23 protein-coding genes are annotated in these 16,171 nt (G+C 64.9%); 2 read left to right on the top strand and 21 right to left on the bottom strand.

Annotated features, from left to right (window positions below; genetic code table 11):
- Positions 1-36: 36 nt before the first annotated feature.
- The 17 genes from NDN16_RS15715 to NDN16_RS15635 all read right to left on the bottom strand — a co-directional run bounded on the left by NDN16_RS15715 (position 37) and on the right by NDN16_RS15635 (position 11,746).
- The gene (locus NDN16_RS15715; RefSeq protein ID WP_251114414.1) at positions 37-486 is read right to left on the bottom strand and encodes a cytochrome c-type biogenesis protein; all 450 of its coding nucleotides are present in this window, start codon (positions 484-486) and stop codon (positions 37-39) included.
- Positions 483-2,468, bottom strand: a complete 1,986-nt coding sequence (locus NDN16_RS15710) for a heme lyase CcmF/NrfE family subunit (protein WP_251114413.1) — start codon at positions 2,466-2,468, stop codon at positions 483-485. Before NDN16_RS15710 ends, NDN16_RS15715 begins: the two co-directional genes overlap by 4 nt.
- Positions 2,465-2,938: a cytochrome c maturation protein CcmE gene (gene ccmE / locus NDN16_RS15705; protein ID WP_251114412.1), complete on the bottom strand. Its 474-nt coding sequence runs from the start codon at positions 2,936-2,938 to the stop codon at positions 2,465-2,467. Before ccmE ends, NDN16_RS15710 begins: the two co-directional genes overlap by 4 nt.
- Positions 2,935-4,071 (bottom strand): c-type cytochrome biogenesis protein CcmI, encoded by a 1,137-nt coding sequence (ccmI, locus tag NDN16_RS15700; protein WP_285292750.1) that lies wholly within the window; start codon positions 4,069-4,071, stop codon positions 2,935-2,937. Before ccmI ends, ccmE begins: the two co-directional genes overlap by 4 nt.
- A 157-nt stretch (positions 4,072-4,228) precedes the next feature.
- Positions 4,229-4,615: a hypothetical protein gene (locus tag NDN16_RS15695; RefSeq protein ID WP_251114410.1), complete on the bottom strand. Its 387-nt coding sequence runs from the start codon at positions 4,613-4,615 to the stop codon at positions 4,229-4,231.
- A 53-nt stretch (positions 4,616-4,668) separates the two neighbouring features.
- Positions 4,669-6,069: an ATP-binding protein gene (locus NDN16_RS15690; protein WP_435301111.1), complete on the bottom strand. Its 1,401-nt coding sequence runs from the start codon at positions 6,067-6,069 to the stop codon at positions 4,669-4,671.
- Positions 6,070-6,072: 3 nt separating this feature from the next.
- On the bottom strand, positions 6,073-6,738 hold the full coding sequence (locus tag NDN16_RS15685) for a response regulator transcription factor (protein WP_251114409.1): 666 nt from the start codon (positions 6,736-6,738) through the stop codon (positions 6,073-6,075).
- A gap of 10 nt (positions 6,739-6,748) precedes the next feature.
- Complete coding sequence (locus NDN16_RS15680; protein WP_251114408.1) at positions 6,749-7,009, bottom strand: hypothetical protein; 261 nt, start codon at positions 7,007-7,009, stop codon at positions 6,749-6,751.
- 123 nt (positions 7,010-7,132) lie between these two features.
- Positions 7,133-7,537: a DUF3168 domain-containing protein gene (locus tag NDN16_RS15675; protein ID WP_251114407.1), complete on the bottom strand. Its 405-nt coding sequence runs from the start codon at positions 7,535-7,537 to the stop codon at positions 7,133-7,135.
- Between the two features lie 129 nt (positions 7,538-7,666).
- A complete protein-coding gene (locus NDN16_RS15670) occupies positions 7,667-8,029 on the bottom strand; it encodes a hypothetical protein (RefSeq protein WP_251114406.1) in 363 nt (120 codons plus the stop codon).
- A 230-nt stretch (positions 8,030-8,259) separates the two neighbouring features.
- On the bottom strand, positions 8,260-8,502 hold the full coding sequence (locus NDN16_RS15665) for a hypothetical protein (RefSeq protein ID WP_251114405.1): 243 nt from the start codon (positions 8,500-8,502) through the stop codon (positions 8,260-8,262).
- A 4-nt stretch (positions 8,503-8,506) separates the two neighbouring features.
- Complete coding sequence (locus NDN16_RS15660; RefSeq protein WP_251114404.1) at positions 8,507-8,857, bottom strand: hypothetical protein; 351 nt, start codon at positions 8,855-8,857, stop codon at positions 8,507-8,509.
- A 56-nt stretch (positions 8,858-8,913) separates the two neighbouring features.
- Positions 8,914-9,453, bottom strand: coding sequence for a lysozyme (locus NDN16_RS15655; protein WP_251114403.1), 540 nt, complete (start codon positions 9,451-9,453; stop codon positions 8,914-8,916).
- Positions 9,454-9,497: 44 nt separating this feature from the next.
- Positions 9,498-9,752, bottom strand: a complete 255-nt coding sequence (locus tag NDN16_RS15650) for a hypothetical protein (RefSeq protein WP_251114402.1) — start codon at positions 9,750-9,752, stop codon at positions 9,498-9,500.
- Positions 9,752-10,567 carry a hypothetical protein gene (locus tag NDN16_RS15645; RefSeq protein WP_251114401.1) on the bottom strand — a complete coding sequence of 272 codons (816 nt, stop codon included), beginning with the start codon at positions 10,565-10,567 and terminating at the stop codon, positions 9,752-9,754. The genes NDN16_RS15650 and NDN16_RS15645 overlap by 1 nt, the downstream gene beginning before the upstream one ends.
- A complete protein-coding gene (locus NDN16_RS15640) occupies positions 10,567-10,833 on the bottom strand; it encodes a spike base protein, RCAP_Rcc01079 family (protein ID WP_251114400.1) in 267 nt (88 codons plus the stop codon). The genes NDN16_RS15645 and NDN16_RS15640 overlap by 1 nt, the downstream gene beginning before the upstream one ends.
- Positions 10,834-10,894: 61 nt before the next feature.
- Positions 10,895-11,746 (bottom strand): glycine-rich domain-containing protein, encoded by an 852-nt coding sequence (locus NDN16_RS15635; RefSeq protein WP_251114399.1) that lies wholly within the window; start codon positions 11,744-11,746, stop codon positions 10,895-10,897.
- Positions 11,747-11,878: 132 nt separating this feature from the next.
- On the opposite strand from NDN16_RS15635, the gene NDN16_RS15630 reads away from it, so the two are divergent.
- Entirely contained in the window at positions 11,879-12,169 is a 291-nt protein-coding gene (locus NDN16_RS15630) for a hypothetical protein (RefSeq protein ID WP_251114398.1), read from the top strand.
- A 3-nt stretch (positions 12,170-12,172) separates the two neighbouring features.
- Here NDN16_RS15630 and NDN16_RS15625 read toward each other — a convergent pair whose 3' ends face one another.
- Positions 12,173-12,559, bottom strand: a complete 387-nt coding sequence (locus NDN16_RS15625; protein ID WP_251114397.1) for a hypothetical protein — start codon at positions 12,557-12,559, stop codon at positions 12,173-12,175.
- A gap of 177 nt (positions 12,560-12,736) precedes the next feature.
- Between NDN16_RS15625 and NDN16_RS20965 the strand changes: the two genes are divergently transcribed.
- A complete protein-coding gene (locus tag NDN16_RS20965) occupies positions 12,737-13,105 on the top strand; it encodes a hypothetical protein (RefSeq protein ID WP_285292749.1) in 369 nt (122 codons plus the stop codon).
- A 26-nt stretch (positions 13,106-13,131) separates the two neighbouring features.
- On the opposite strand, the gene NDN16_RS15620 is transcribed toward NDN16_RS20965, so the two are convergent.
- The 3 genes from NDN16_RS15620 to NDN16_RS15610 are packed head-to-tail and all read right to left on the bottom strand — an operon-like array spanning position 13,132 to position 16,164.
- A complete protein-coding gene (locus tag NDN16_RS15620; protein WP_251114396.1) occupies positions 13,132-14,253 on the bottom strand; it encodes a hypothetical protein in 1,122 nt (373 codons plus the stop codon).
- A 4-nt stretch (positions 14,254-14,257) separates the two neighbouring features.
- A complete protein-coding gene (locus tag NDN16_RS15615; protein ID WP_251114395.1) occupies positions 14,258-14,674 on the bottom strand; it encodes a GNAT family N-acetyltransferase in 417 nt (138 codons plus the stop codon).
- Entirely contained in the window at positions 14,671-16,164 is a 1,494-nt protein-coding gene (locus tag NDN16_RS15610) for a hypothetical protein (RefSeq protein ID WP_251114394.1), read from the bottom strand. Before NDN16_RS15610 ends, NDN16_RS15615 begins: the two co-directional genes overlap by 4 nt.
- Positions 16,165-16,171: the final 7 nt, after the last annotated feature.

Here is a 16,171-nt window from a genome sequence, read left to right as displayed (position 1 = left end):
CTATAGTGGCGGCAAAATTACGGTAGCTTTGCCGCGTCATGAAATGTTCGTAAGGTTCTTCAGGGCTCGCTCTTCATCTTCGCTCAGGCGGGTCTCGCTGCGATGCCGGCCACGCGCGCGCAACACAAGGAAGACCAGCCCGGCCAGCAGCAGCAGCACGGGAAAGCCCCACAGCAGGGCCGTGCCGAGGCGAAAGGGCGGGCGCAGCAGAACGAACTCGCCATAGCGATCCGTGAGGTAGGACAGCACCTCGCGGTCACTGTCGCCTGCCTCCAGCCTTTCCCGCACCAGCAAGCGCAGATCGCGGGCCAGCGGCGCATCGCTGTCGTCTATCGACTGGTTCTGGCACACCATGCATCGGAGCCCGGCCGAAAGCGTCCGGGCGCGGGCCTCCAGCGCCGGATCCGCGAGCACCTCGTCGGGTTGCACGGCATGGGCGGGCATCAGTGCGGCGATCAGCAGCAAAAGGGCGAACAGCAGCCTCATGCGCCGGCCTCCAGCGATGCGGGCTTGCGCCGGCGCGCCGGCGCCCCTACCCGCAGGCGCCGGTCCGCAAGGGAAACCGCGCCGCCCAGCGCCATCAGCACGCAGCCGTACCAGATGAGCGTCACCAGCGGCTTGTACCAGACGCGGACGACATTGGCGCCGCCATTGGCCGACGCATCGCCCAGCGACACGTAGGTCTGGCTGAAGACATGGGTGTAGATACCGGCCTCCGTCGTCGGCATCTGCCGCGCCGGATAGAAGCGCTTGGCGCTTTCGATCGTGACCGTGCTCCGGCTTCCCCGCACCAGCGAGAAGATGCCGACATCGTCGTGGTAATTGGGCCCGTCGCGCTGTTCCAGCCGTTCGAAGCGCAGGGTGTTGCCGCCGACCTCCAACCGATCGCCGGGCGCCATCACCGTGACCGTTTCGGTTTCGAAGGCGCTGACGGCCACGATGCCGAGCAGCGTGACGCCGATGCCGAAATGCGCCAGCGCCGTACCGAAGGCCGAGCGGGGCAGGCCCTTGAGGCGGGACAGGGCAACGCGCCACGGTGCCTTGGGCAGTCCGGCGCGGTAGCAGAGATCTGCCAGGCTGCCGAGCATGATCCAGACGGCCAGCCCGAAGCCGAAGGCCGCAAGGATGCGGGTGCCGTGCGTCAGGGCCAGGGTGATGATGACGACGGCCAGCGCCGCTCCGACGACGGCATAGAGCCGCTGTGCCGCCGCGGCCAGATCCGCCCGTTTCCACGCCAGGAGCGGCCCGAAGGGCATGGCGAACAGAAGCGGCAGCATCAGCGGGCCGAAGGTCATGTTGAAGAAGGGTTCGCCGACGGAAATCTTCTCGCCCGTCACCACCTCGAGGCCGAGCGGGTAGAGCGTGCCGATCAGCACCGTGGCGGTGGCGGTTGTCAGGAAGAGGTTGTTGAAGACGAGCGCCCCCTCGCGCGAGATCGGGGCGAACAGCCCGCCCCCCTCCAGTTCGCTTGCGCGGAAGGCGAACAGCGCCAGAGAACCGCCGATGAAGACGAACAGGATGGCCAGTATGAAGACGCCGCGCTCCGGGTCCACCGCGAAGGAGTGGACGGAGGTGAGCACGCCCGAGCGAACCAGGAAGGTGCCGAGAAGCGACAATGAAAAGGTAAGGATCGCCAGCAGCACGGTCCAGATCTTCAGTGCCGAGCGCTTTTCCATCACCAGTGCCGAATGCAGCAGCGCGGTGCCGGAAAGCCAGGGCATGAAGGATGCATTCTCCACCGGGTCCCAGAACCACCAGCCACCCCAGCCGAGCTCGTAATAGGCCCAGTACGACCCCATGGCGATGCCGGCCGTCAGGAACACCCAGGCGGCCAGGGTCCAGGGCCGCACCCAGCGCGCCCAGGCGGCGTCGATGCGACCGTCGATCAGCGCGGCGACCGCAAAGGAGAAGGAAACGGAAAAGCCGACATAGCCGAGATACAGCAGCGGCGGATGGATCGCGAGGCCGATATCCTGAAGGATCGGGTTGAGATCCTGTCCCTCGATCGGCGCGGGGAATATGCGCGTGAACGGGTTGGAGGTGAACAGGATGAAGGCGAGAAACGCCAGCGTGATCCAGCCCTGCACCGCCAGCACGTTGGCCTTCAGCGTGGCCGGCAGGTCGCGGCCGAAGCTGGCGACGAGCGCGCCGAACAGCGCCAGGATCAGCACCCAGAGCAGCATCGAGCCTTCGTGATTGCCCCAGACGCCGGTGATCTTGTATATCATCGGCTTCAGCGAATGCGAATTCTGGACGACGTTCAAAACCGAAAAATCGGAATTCGCATAGGCGAGCGTGAGAGAGGCGAAGGACAGGCACAGAAGCGCGAAGATGCCGATGGAGGTGGCCGAGCCGGTTTCCATCAGCCGCATATCGCCTCGCAGCGAGCCCACCAGCGGGACGAAGGATTGCACGAGCGCCAGGCAGGCAGCCAGCACCAGCGCGAAATGGCCGAGTTCGACCGTCATGACCCTGCCCCCCGGACAGCGGAGGCCGGTGGCAACGGCTCGCCCTCCTGCCAGATGCCGCGCGCCTTCATGTCGTCGACGATTTCCTTGGGCATGTAGGTTTCATCGTGCTTGGCCAGCACCGTATCGGCGGCGAACACCCTGTCGGCGCCCAGCATACCCTCGGTCACCACGCCCTGCCCCTCGCGGAAGAGGTCCGGCAACAGGCCTGTATAGGTGACGGCGACGCTTTCCAACGTATCGGTGACACGGAAGCGCACGGTATTTCCGTCGCGCTCCACCGACCCGGTCTCCACCAGCCCGCCGAGGCGGATGCGCTGGCCGTCGCCGGGCACGCGCGCGACGATGTCGGTTGGCGAATTGAAGAAAGCGACACTGTCGGACAAGGCCGTCAGCACCAGGCCGGCCGCAGCGGCCACCACGGCCACCATCGCCGCCAGGCCGGCGGCCCGCTTCTGCTTGCGTGTCATTGCCCCTCTCCCCCGACGACATCGGGCAGCCCCAGCTCCCGCGCCAACGCCGCGATGTCGCCCCGTTGCGGCGTACCGGGTTCGAAGGCTCGGCTTGCCGCCTGCAGGGCGGCGCCTGCACGCGCGTCGTCGCCCAGTATGGCATAGGAGCGGATCAGCCGCTTCCATCCCTCGACGTCGCCTGGCACGGCTTCCAGCCGGGCGGCAAGGCCGGCCACCATGCCCTCGATACGCTGCTGCCGCTCTTCCGGGGGCAAGGCCGCGATCGCGGCGGCGGCATCGGGCGGCGGAGTGTCGGTGCGGCCGGAGCGGGCGCGCGCCTCGGCCAGGGCCGGCTCTGCGAAGCTGCGCCATGGCGCATCCGCCGGGCTGTCGTCCAACAGCGCCTGCCAGGCGTCTTGCGCCTCTGCGAAGCGCGCCTGCTGCATCAACTGCAACGCAAGGAAGAAGCGCGGCAGCAACACCTGCGGATCCAGCGCCAGGGCCGCGCGGAACGCCTCTGCCGCCTGCCCGGTGACGCGCCCCTCCGATACCATCACCTGCGCTTCGCCGAAGCCGGACAGGCGCGCCGGAGTCGGCCCAAGAAGGTCGATGGCGCGTCGGTACGCGTTTACCGCCTTCGTCGCCTCGCCATTGCGCAGGTAGATCGGCGCCAGCGCATCCCAACCCTGCCCCTCGTCCGGATTGGCCGCCAGTCGCGCCTCGGCCATGGCCACCAGCGCGGCGACATCGCCTGCACCCGGTGCGGCCCCGCGCGCGGCCAGCGGCATATCGCCGGCGTCCGGCGACCCGAAGGAAAGGTACCCCGCGATGGCGCCGGCGGGGATTGCGATCAGCAGGAATGCCGCGACCGGCACGGAGTGCCGCCGGCGCTGCGGAGCCTGTTGCGCCGGACCGGCCTCGGCTGCCTTCAGAAGCCGACGTCCAATCTCCGCACGGGCGATGGCGGCCTCGGGCGCGGCGATGACGCCGCGCCGGACATCGGCCTCCAACTCGTCGAGCTGCGCCCGGTACACGACCATGTCATGTTCGGTACGACGTGCGCCGGCGGCCACCTCGCGGCGGAGCAAGGGCCAGACGCAAGCCAGACAGACAGCTGCCGTAAGGGCGCCAGCGATGATCCAGAACAGCATTTCCATCCGATGCGACCGGCGATCCGAAACAGAAAACTTCCAACGGTGCCCGACCGACGCCTGGAACCGTTCCAGACGCTTTAACAAAGTGTTGCGCGAAAACACAGTCACTTCCCCATCAGGAAGCGACGAAGCCCGTGGGTGAAGTATGGACCGATCAGGCCACAGGCGTCCAGACTTCGCCGGTCCGGCAAGCCGAGCCTACCTGCTGCACCGTCCGCCCCTGCCGCGTGACCGTATGGGTATAGCCGCGGCAATCCTGCGAGCCGACGCGATAGAGTTGCGTCGGCACGACCTGCCCTGCGAACGCGCCATCCTGCCACGCTACGGGCTGTCCCACGGCGCCGAACTGAAGGGCCTGATACTCCGCCTTAAGCGCCGCCTGCTGCGCACTTCCGCCGAGCCCCATCGCAACCAGTTCGCTGCCGAGCGCGCCCTGCGCGATCGACGGGGCCGCTGCCGGCCCTCCGCCGCCCGCCGACAGGCAGCCGCCGAGGGACAGCGCGGCGAACAGGAGAACGAGGGCACGGACGAAACCAGGCATGGAAAAACCTCTGGCGAGGAACGCAAATTGAACATGTCGGGCATTGCGCCCGATCAAGACATTGTTCCCCCGAGGGCCCGTGGCAAGAGCAATTCGGCGCGCAAGCCGCCGATGGGGGCTTTGTCGAGACGAAATTCCCCGCGGTATTGCAAAACTGTATCCGCCACGATCGACAGGCCGAGCCCACTGCCGGGCTTCGCCTCGTCCAGGCGCCGGCCCCTCTTGGTCGCCTCCGTCCGCTCCTCGGGGGACAGCCCGGGCCCGTCATCGTCGATCGTGACGCGGAACCGGTCGGCTCCCTCTGCAGCAAGCCGCACATCGACACGCCGGACCGCCCATTTCGCGGCATTCTCGACCAGATTGCCGATCATTTCCTCGAAGTCCTCGCGCTCCCCTGCGAAGACAAGCCCGTCCCTGTCGGCCGAAAGGGACACGTCCAATGCCGGGTTGAGACGCGACACCACCTTTGCGACGCGCTCCAGCGACGGCATCACCGGGGTTCGGATGACGGCGCCCTGCCCCAAAGCGGCAAGCCGCGCCCTGTCAAGGTAATGCTGCACCTGCACGCGCATGCGCTCGCTTTGCTCCGCGACGAGACGCCCATGCTCTCCGCCGATCGACGTGGCCTCGTTGGTCAGGACCGCGATGGGCGTCTTCAACGAATGCGCAAGGTTGCCGACCTGCGTGCGCGCCCGTTCCACGATGCGCCTGTTGCTGTCGATAAGGGCGTTCACCTCGGCTGCCAGCGGCTGCACCTCCACCGGCAGACGGCCGGACAGGCGCTCGCTGCGACCAGCCCGCACCTCGCCCAGCGCCTGGCGGACGCGGCGCAGGGGAGACAGTCCGTACAGGATGGCCAGCGCGTTGATGAGGATCGAGCCGGCGCCGAACCCGCCGAGATAGATCGACAAACTGCGGTTGAAGCGGGCGACGTCGGCGGCGACGACGTCCGCATTGCCCATCACGCGGAACCGTGCCGCATGGTTGTCGGCGTCCAGCACCACTTCGGCCTCCTCCACATAGACCGTCTCGCCGTCGAGCCCGGGGGCTTCATAGGACCGCCGATACTGGCCGTCGAACGGAGCCTGCTCCGTCGTCGGAGCGGCGATCTCGCCCGGCCCGAGCGAAAATGAGGCAAGCCGGCCGGACGTGTTGTCGCTGGCGGGAAGCACCTCCCAGTACCAGCCCGACAGAGGCTGCGAGTAGCTGAGATCGCCGAGATCGGGAGAGCCGGACAGCACCCCCGTCTCGGAAACGGCAACGGTGTTGACGAGGTTGAAGAGCTGGGCCCGTACGACGCCCTCGAAGCCGGCCTCGGCCGTCTGGCGATAGAAGCTGGAAATCAGCCCGCCGACGACGATGAAGGCCGCGATAGCCCACAGGCTGGACAGGGCGACGACGCGAACGGCGAGGCTGTCCGAAAGGCGGGCGCGCAGGGTGCGCATGGTTCCCATGCTCTATCCGTGCGGCGCGGACAGGCGGTAGCCGAGGCCGCGCACGGTTTCGATCAGGTCGCTGCCGATCTTGCGCCGGAGCCTGCCGATGAACACCTCGATCGTGTTGGAATCGCGGTCGAAATCCTGATCGTACATATGCTCGGTCAGCTCCGACCGGGAAACGACCTCGCCCTGATGATGCATAAGATAGGCCAAAAGCCGGTATTCGTGCGAGGTCAGTTTCAGCGGTGCGCCATCGAGCGTCGCGCGGGAGGCGCGCGTGTCCAGCCGCAGCGGGCCGCAGTGGATCTCGGACGATGCATGGCCTGCGGCCCGGCGGATCAGGGCACGGACACGGGCCAGCACCTCCTCGATGTGGAAGGGCTTGGCGACGTAATCGTCGGCCCCGGCATCGATGCCGGCCACCTTGTCGCTCCACCGGTCGCGCGCGGTCAGGATCAGCACCGGCATGGCGCGCCCGTCGCGCCGCCAGCGTTCCAGAACGGAAATGCCGTCCATCAGGGGCAGGCCCACATCGAGGATAACGGCGTCGTAAGGCTCCGTATCGCCGAGAAAATGTCCTTCCTCGCCATCGCTTGCACTGTCCACGACATAGCCGGAATTGCCCAGAGCCTCCGTGAGCTGCCGGTTCAAGTCCTTGTCGTCTTCCACCACGAGTATACGCATGGCGGCGTCCTTACTGAGGAATTGTGAGCGTGACGCGGCGCGGACGGCTTCCATCGCGCCCCGGCACCAGGACGGTGACGATACAGACGGTACGCCCGCTCTGCTGAGCGGTCGTGACCGACAGCACCTGCCCGCCCGACTCGGCGGCGGCCTGGGACGCCGCGGCAGAGCAACTGCCCTGCGCGATGGCGTCGTCCGGCAGGATTGCGGCGCTCGCCGCCAGCCCGGCGACCAGGCCGGCGATACGCAGTCGACCCTTCAATATACGCATGTGAGGTTCCGGCCGTGTCGTCGGTTCAATCGTCATTCGCCGATGGCGACGGCATCCGTGCCACGCCACCGCTTTCATGGGATAAGACGAAAAGCTTGAATGTCGAATGAACGGCGCGCCCCGTCATGCCAGCGGCCGTCGGACGGCCTTGAAACGCAGCAGCCCATGATAGTTCGGCGTGTCCGGCTGCGGCCGCGCCTCGGCGAACTGGAGTTTCAAATGTACGACGCCACTGTCCGCCAGCGGCAAGGCCTTGTCGTGCAGGGCTTCGCAAAGCCGATCCATGATCTCGAATGTCGCAGCCTTGCCGCCGACGCCGGCCCAGACATGCAGCGTCAGCACATCTTCGGCGGCATTGTCGCGTCCGCAGGTCCAGTCCACTACGGCCGTTCGTCCCAGCGTTACATACGGAAAGTCGTGCCCCGACGCCGAACGCCCGAAGACGTTAGGCCCGCCCAGAAGCCGCGTTACCGCGGCATCTGCGGCCAGGGTCGAAAGGATTGCGGTCTCAACTGCGGCTTCCGCCATCTCGCGCGCTCCAGGTTCCGAATGCGGTTCAATTCGGTAACATTGGTTAATGTGGCGTGAGTTGCGGCACTTGTCCACGATGCAGGCAGGGAAATCATTCACCTTGTCGGGAGCGTCGAAGGCTGACCCTCAGGCCATGTAGGGCCAGTTCTCGGGCAGGGCGGGATCGCCGCCGATGAAGCGCCGGCCGCCGATGACGGATCCGGGCAGCGGCAGCATGGCCGGGGCGGCTCCGCCTTCGCAAAAGCGGGCGAGTTCGATGATCGTCTGTTCGGAAAGCTGCGCACAGCATGCAGCATGCTCGCCCTTCGGGGCGACCGCCGTGCCGGCCCACCGCAGGAAGACGAACCATGGCGTCCGCAACGCCCATTGGCCCGGGCTGCGGGATGGATCGAGGTAGGTGGCCGGAGACTGCCGGGAGCCGGCACTTGCCCTCTCGGCCATTACATCGGCGACAAGACCGGCTCCGTAACCATCATTCAATTCAGCCATGCGTCCACTCCATTCGTATCGAAGGCACACTCTCGATACCAATATCCTTCATCTTTTCAATTTCAAATTTTGCGCAGATTTGCTTTTTCGCGACACACGACGCTGAATTACCACTTAAGGTTTCTTTTCAACAGACTTATCCATCATATCGCAGAGAATTTCCTCGGAATTAAGTCCTATTTCGATTCGTCGGGCGTGCGCGTGCGGTCAATCCCGCACGCGCGCTCCCTTCAGCGGGTAAGGCCTCTCAGCCAGGCGGAAAGCCTGATTCCCGCATCCCACACCATGACGGCGCCCAGGAAGGCCCCGGCCAGCGATATGATCAGCCATTTCAGAAAGCGGCCGACCGTCATGGCGGAACGGACGAGTTCCACGCCCGAACGGATCAGGACGACGTCCTCTTCCGTCAGATGCGCAAGATAGGCCCGGATCGCCGGGTCCAGCGCCGCAAACCGGGTCGTTTCCTCTTCCATCGTGTCAGCGTCCGATGGGCCGGGTCGCGCGCCAGCGCCCGTAAAGCGTGCAGGCCGCACCGATGGCCGAGCCGGTTGCCGCCAGAAACGCGGCGCCCAAGGTCGGGTCGAACCAATCCGCGCCCATGCCGAGAAGCGGCAACACGGGTGCAGCGGCAGAGATGACGGCGCCCCAGGTCACGCGGGAGCGATACCAGCTTTCGCCATTGCTCAGGTGTTCCAGCGTCGGCAGGATGTGCCGTGTCACCAATTCGGCGGCGGCGGGCACGTCGGCGTGTGTCAGGGACAGAGACGGGCTGTCGGCGATCTGCATGAGGCCGGCGGATACGGCCGGAGCGATGGTTTTTGCGGTCATGGCGAGGTCCTTGCTGCTGGTGGGAAGTCTGGTTGGAACTCTGGTGGGGAAGGCCGTCATGAGGACGTCGCGGCAAGAAGCGTGGCGACATCGACGGAACGACCTTTCGCCCACAGGACGGCGCCGGTGCGCGTCGCCGTGTAGACATTGGCGAAACCACCATGGCCGTAGACACCTTCCAGGAATAATTTCCTTTCAAGGCGTCGCCGGGGCAGGATTTCGGCGGGCTTTCGCCAGGCAAGGAATCCATCAGCCGCCCGGGGCCGATCCACGCGGTTCATCGCGCGCGTCAGGCCGGCATAGCGAATGGCTCCGGTGTTGTAGTGAAAGCTGACCAGCGCATCGAATTCATGCTGGGCAAGGGTTACGGTTACCGCGGCGTCGACTTCGGCCTCGTAGCGGGCAACATCGCGGCGGAACAGATCAAGCGCTGCCTCGACGCTCATCGCGGAAACCAGGGCCTTGGGGTCGGGCGGCCCGGCCGCTGCGGTATGGCCGACGCCGACGGTCCATATCCCGACACTGTCCTTGTAAGGCGACGTGACGATGCCTTCGTGCCCCGCCAACTCGGCGAGGCCCCGTGAACTCATTCTCATGGATATGTCTCCTGAAACAAAAACCCGCCTCTGGCGCGGGATCGTCACTCGGCTCCGGCTTCCGGCTCCGGAGTAGGGAAAAGCGCGTCGGGCAGCGCCCGCAGGCGTGGCAGGGGTTGAAGCATCGTGTGCCACCGGGCGTAATCCGGGTCCCACAAAAGGCGGGCAGGTACGACCCACTGTCCGGCCCGTTCGCCCTTCACGATCCGGCGCGAGCCGAGCAGGGCGTCGGCGTCGTTCAACACCGTTGCGCGCGCCCGTTCCGTCGGCGTCATCATGATCCAATCGATCTCGTTCATCATGCGCCTCCGACTGCCGAGAGGTAGCTTTGCAGCGCGGCGTCCATCGCGACCTCCTGCGCGTCGGTCAGCGCCCCACCGAAATAGGCTACGGCGATGCGGGCGGTGGAGTATGTCATGGTGGTGCCGTTGGCCATTCCGGACAAAAGCCGTCGCGGCCAACGGGTGGGGTTGCCGGGGGTGGTGGAGATGACCTTCGGTATGCGGGCACGCCCGCGCGATCTGACGAAATACCGGTCCGAAGCCTCACGCGTGCCACGCGACATGCCCAGCCCGTCATGGCCGGCTATGACGGTTGTGGACTGCGCGCCCGACACGTTCTGAAACCGAATGGTCAGCGTTTCGGACCCAGAGAGCGGAATGATCTGGAGCGCATAATCCGGCGACATACCGAGCGCGATACCTGTCTCTGCAACGACTTGGTTAGCCCACAATCCCACGCTGGCGCTATCGAGCGTGTATCGAACCACGTCCGTCGATGTCCCGTCGATTGTAAGGTAGGCAGCCGCGCCGTCCCCCTTATAACCACGATCGATCGTGAACGTCGGCGATGCCGCCGGCGTAAGGTTCAGGATGTTGCCTCGCCAGTTGAGGCGCGCGGCCTGCGCATCGTGAGCCGCCATGACGTAGAGCCCATCGAGCGTCTGCCATACGCCTGCCGACTTCAGATCCCTGACCAGCGTTTCGATCAGCGTTGCGCGGGCCTTGTCGGGCTGCACGGCCATCCGCGCGATGAGCGCGAGTGCGTCCATGTCCGGGCCGGAAGCCCGGCGGCAGAACGACATGCCAAGGCCGACGCCGATGGCCGGCGCCATCAGGCCAGCCCCACGATGAAGGTTGCCGTCGTGCCGGTTGCCAGCACGCGCACCGTGCGAATGGGCAGGATCGACCCGGCAGGCACGGCCTTGAAGGTAACCGGGGAGGAGGTCACCGGGTCGGCCACGGCTACGTCTCCGCCGCCGCCGACATATAGGCCGGTCGTAACGTAGGCGAGGGCCGCGCCGTCATTCGGCGTGATGGCGAAGAAAGCCCCGGCGGGGCCGAAGGGCACGGCCGGGAAACTGGAGTAGCGGTCTGGCATGGCTTCACCTCATGAAAAAAGCCGCTCTCGGCGGCTTGTCGAAACTGGATATTCTTGGCGTTCACCAGTTGACGATGACTGCCCCGCCCCCGGCCCCCGTGTAGAATTTGTTCGTTGTATTGATTTGCCGTCCCGAGCCGCCCGCCCCGGGCCAGGGCGAATAATCTTCGAACCAGCCGATAGCCCGGCCGCCGAGCGGCCCGCCGGCCATTCCGCCCTTTGCCTCGACTTCTCCGATAGCGCTCGGCTGGCCTGTGCCGCCACTCTGGTAGAAGGTCGTCAACATGGACGCGATGCCTCCAGGAGCGCCGGTCGCTTCGCTTTGCGCGGATTTTCCGCCTGCGGCGGTCAGGGCGGTGCCGAACGCGCTTTCGCCGCCGTGCGTGCCTGGGCCGGATGTTCCCGCGGTCCCTGCCGCGCCGACTTTTATCGTGATCGACGAGCCTGGCGTCACGTCGACATAGGCGGCCACATATGCACCGCCGCCACCGGCCCAGACCTTTGCAGTCGATGTGCCCTGGTTGAAGGAACTGGTGCCGCCCCCCGCTCCGTAAACCTGTACCCAGACACGCTTCACACCGGCCGGTACGATCCAACTCGTCGTGCCTGCTTCGCGAAAGACGGCAATTCCCGGCGAAATGGCGATGTCGGCGCGCATCTGCTCGATTGTCCGGAGCTCGAATGCGGTGCCGGCGGCGTTCGTCCGCATGAATTGTCCGGCATTGGCCGCGACCGGTGACGGGAAGAGCGATTTCTGCGTCTCGTGGGCGGTCTTGACGGTCGTCAGCCCCGCGGCGAAGTTGTCGAGTTCATTGTCGACCTTCTCCGCGGAAATGGTGTTGCTGGGCGGCCCGGCATTCCGATCCGAGACGAAGTTCTGGTTCCGCACGAAATTATTGCCTGCAAAGGGCATGCGCCTCTCCACGGATGTGGTCGCGGCAGCGACCTTTTATCTGAATGTTGCAGATTGACTTTTAACCGACCATGCGTTCAGTTCTTGGTCTGTTCTCGATGTCCGGGACCAGGCTGCAAGCACGGAACGCAGATGGACGAGCAGGATTACCGCGTCGACGAGGCTGCATGGAAAGCCTATTACTATCGATGCAATGGCGAGATGCCGAAATGTGGACCGCCGCAACGGACGAACGAGTATGATGGATACACACCGCCCAAGCGCGGCTTCAACATCAGAAACCGGAGTTTTTTCTTATTTGTGGTGAGCTTCTGTGTATGGTACCCGTCCGATGCCTACTGGGCATACAGCCTGATGTTCTTCTTCGGCGCACTCGCATTCAGTATGTTCTGGTTCGGCACTGTACTTTACTGGGAATTGTAGGAATTATATCCTAATATATTGCATTTGATCTTCCGATGTATAGGCTGCGCCCCCTCCTCGGACGGCAGGCAGTATCCTGGCTCTACGGGCGCTCATCGCATCCGCGAGCATCGCGGATCGGGCACTCATGGCACGAAACAAAATCGCGTCGCCAACGCGGCTCCAGAAGTCTTTGCCGTTATCCTCACTTGTCAGCACCTCGTAAGGTGTCATCAGGGCCGCAGCCAGTTCGTCACCGAAATTCAGCGTAAGGCCCTGCCCTGCGTGCATTGCAAATGCGCCCGCGGCTGAACCGAACTCGCCTATCGCTTCCCCAAAGTAGGAAGGATCTGCCGCTTCCCCAATCTTGGGATCGTCTTCCGCCCCCATCTGAAACCCGAAAATGTTCATTAGAACTCTCCCTACGCTGACTTAAGCACGAATTGGTAGGTTATTTTTCCTATTTTCTGATTTCCAAACCTAAAGCGACGCGTATTACACCGATGGATATGATCCGTTTTTCTGCATATGATATGTCAGGAGAATGCCGCACCATTGCCTCGAACGAGACCTTGAGAAAGCGCAAACATGATTTGGCGACGTGTTGTAATAGTAACGGTAGACGACTTACAGATACACGGGTTTGGCTCAAAAAATAATGTTTCCGATCAACCCCTCACTATAGATCATAATAAATATGATGATTTTAATTTAGAAAACTGGATTCTTCGATGGACATTTCGATTTTTATACAGTTTGTTGCTAACAGTTGCGATTAATGATACAGACACCTTTGTCAAAAACCTTCATATGATGGGCGTCGCGATTAGTTTCGGACTTGGCCCATGGCTGCTTTGGAAAACAGGAGGATATGCGAGGCTTTCTCAACTGCCCCGGCTGGCGCTGCTGGCACTCTGTTCCCTGATTCCCTGGCCTAACAGGAAAGTCAGCCGATAGGATTATTGTCTATTAGGTTTTCTGTCCTATATCCCGAGCCAGCGCCCAAACCATGGCGCTCCGATCGCAGTGGTGGCGAGGTTGGCCGCACTGCCATACAGGTTCTGCTGACGCTGGTTCGCCGCGTTCACCTGGTTACGATAATTCGCGTCCACGAGGCCGGAGATATCAGGGGCTTCGACATTATAGGCGGGCGTCTGCTGGAAGCCCGGCATCTGGAACGCCGGGGCCGCGCGCAACATGGCCGCCGTTTCCGCCAGAGGCTGGTTGCGCAGCGTCAACGCCTCCGACAGGGCCTTGTCGCGCTGGTCCGCCGTAAAGGCTGCCTGCTGCGCGGCTTGCGAGAAGCGCTGGTTCTGGGCGGCGTTGGAAAATTGCGTCGATGCGAGATCCTGATTGAAGCGGCTGTTCGCCACGTCATTGTTGAAGCCTGCGGTCGAGAGCCCCTCATTGTACAGTTGCCCGCGCGCCGCCGAGGCGAGCCCGAAGAGACGGGACTGCTCCTGCCCGCCAGCCGCGACCGAATCATAGGCTGCCCTGTTCATCGCCTCCGACTGGGCCCGGTCCATCCGGTTCAACTCCGCCTGCCCGGCGGCGCTGTCCAGCGGAATACCCCTGTCGGACAACGATTGGACAAGGCGGTTGCGCGATTCCGTCAGGTCCGGTTTCAGAAGTGCCTGCGCCTTGCCGAAGGACGCATTCTGCGCGCGTGCCGCTTCCGCGCCGAAGTCCGTGACGCCGGGCAGCGCCGGCAGGCCCGCTGATGAAACGGTTTGCTGCGCGCCTGCCGTGCCAGGAATATAATCCTTTATGGTGCCGGTGGCAGCGATGGTCGCCGGTCGTGCCGGCAGCGACGAGACGTCGAGTGGCGACGACGGAATCCTGCTTGCCATTGCGGCGGCCCTTGTCGTCAGCGTATCGGCGGCGCGCAACTGGTTGCCGAGGACGGCTTGTGCCTGAGGCGCCAGGGAAACGGTCTGCGCATAGGGCGTCCCGTCGCTGCGCCGCTGATAGGTCGTGGCGCCGAGCGGACCGTATTGATCCACCGCGTTATAGATTGCGCTGTCGCGCACTGCTGCGCTGTTGGCCTGCGCCTGCGCCGCCGCAGTCGTGTACGGGTTCGGCGCTTTCGGTGTGCTTTTTCCCATCGTCTCAACCTTTCAGCCAAAGGCAATCGTCGGCCAGGAGGCCGTAGCTGCAGAGAATGTCGCCATCCTCGAAAAAGCCCGGGTGCCGCCCTTCCAGGCGGAAACCGAGCCGCTGGACGAGGTTGCGCGACGCAACGTTGCCGCGCTTGACCATGGCGCTGATGCGCCGGCATCCAAGATCGCGGAAGGCGTATGCGAAGGCCGTGCGCAGCAGGCGCCGCGAAAGCCAGGCGCCCTCGCCCGCTACCGTCACGCGGATGTCCCGCCCACGGAACTCGGTAAAGGCGATGCCGCCCGTCAGCCGGCCATCCCTCACCGCTGCGAAGGCAACCGCCCCGTCCAGGGACTCGCAGGATTCGACCCGGGCCGCGATCCAGCCGGCCACTTGGGCATGCTGCCCCGTCAAGATGGCGTAGCTCATGCGCCGGCCTCCACCATGAGGGTCGTGGCCAACCATTTGACCCGCCCGGCGCGACTGTCGACACGCAGGCCCACGGCGAACCATTCGCCGATGGCCCCGCCGCCACGATACTCCGCCGTAACCTCTTCGGAGCCGCTCCAGGTAGCGGCGTTCCAGACCGACTGGTTCCAGATGCCGGAATCGGCAGCCATGGGCACGGTGGCCTCCGCGCCATAGACGGGCGGCCGGAAATCCACCCCGACGACATGGCGGATGCTGGGCGTATAGGTGGCCGTGACGATGGGCTTGACGAGCCCGATGCGCTTCCGGCGGCCGGGGCTGCCGAGCGGATTCCAGGCCGCCTGGGCCGTTGCGACGATGGGGGCGCCATTGTCGCTGTCGCTGCCGAGCGCGCAGATGCGCCCATCGCTCGTGCCGAAGCACAGCGCCTCGCCAACGCTGCCCCAGACCGTTGCGGGAAGGCCTGTCCACCGCGACCAGGCACCCGTTGCCACGCTGTAGACATGCTGCTGCGCGGCACTCGCCGTCTGCGGCACATGCACGATGACGATCCGCTGGGCCGGGCCATACAGGATCTGCCAGCCGGGATTGGCCCCGAACGCGGCGGCGGAGCCTTGGGCAAGCCGCGCGATCCGGCTGCCGAACCCGGCAACGGGTGAGCGCCCGGACGGCAGCAGGCGGGACAGCTCGGCGTAACCGTCGAGCGATGCGGTGAGCACGTCGCCGCCGTGGCTTTCCACCGCAAGGGGCCGCGCCACCGGAAAGACACCCACCCGCCCCCAGTTGGCCGCATCGCCCGGATCGGAGCCGCGATACACGATGGCTTCGCCTGACGACATGAAGAAGGCCACGGCGTCGTCATCGCCGCCGGTACCGCCGTCCGGGGCAAGGGTGGCGATTTCTTCCAGTACGCCGCCCTTGTTGCCGACGCCGGACAGGTCGAACGGCAGCAGCGTGCCGGAAACGTTGCCCGGCGCCTCGGTATACCAGAATGTTGCCGTACCCCGCTCCGCGAAGAACAACCGCCGCGCGTGAGCGCGAACGCGGTGAAGAGCCGACAGGATGGACGGTCCGACGAAGCTCGGCGTCTGCAGCGTCGTGCCGACGAGCGCACGGGGTGCGTCCGAGCCGTTGACCATGAACAGGCGCCCGTTCATGACGGCGCCTCGCCAGCCATCCGATGCGAAGCCGCTGCCAAGCAGCGTCGTGCCCGTCGCAACAAGATGCAGCCTGCCGCCGCTGGCGGCTACGCTGCCGAGCGAGGGATCGGGCAACGGATGCAGGAAGCCGACGCGTGCGCCCGTGCCCAGGTTGTTGCGGACGGTGTAGCCCGGCCGGCTTTCCACGCCGCCGTCTATGCAGACGAAGTTGCAAAGGTCCACCGCATCCACCGGGTTCATGCCCCCGGCGATGGCATCCACGCCGTTGATCCCGCCGTAGGGCGCAGGCACCATGACCGGCACGGAGCGCGCCGACCCGAACGCGGACATGCGTCGC

Origin of the sequence: Aureimonas altamirensis, from assembly GCF_023702225.1 — a bacterium.
Lineage (GTDB): Bacteria > Pseudomonadota > Alphaproteobacteria > Rhizobiales > Rhizobiaceae > Aureimonas > Aureimonas altamirensis_B.
The sequence above is the reverse complement of the archived record's forward strand: the minus strand, read 5'-3'. Positions and strand labels throughout refer to the sequence as shown.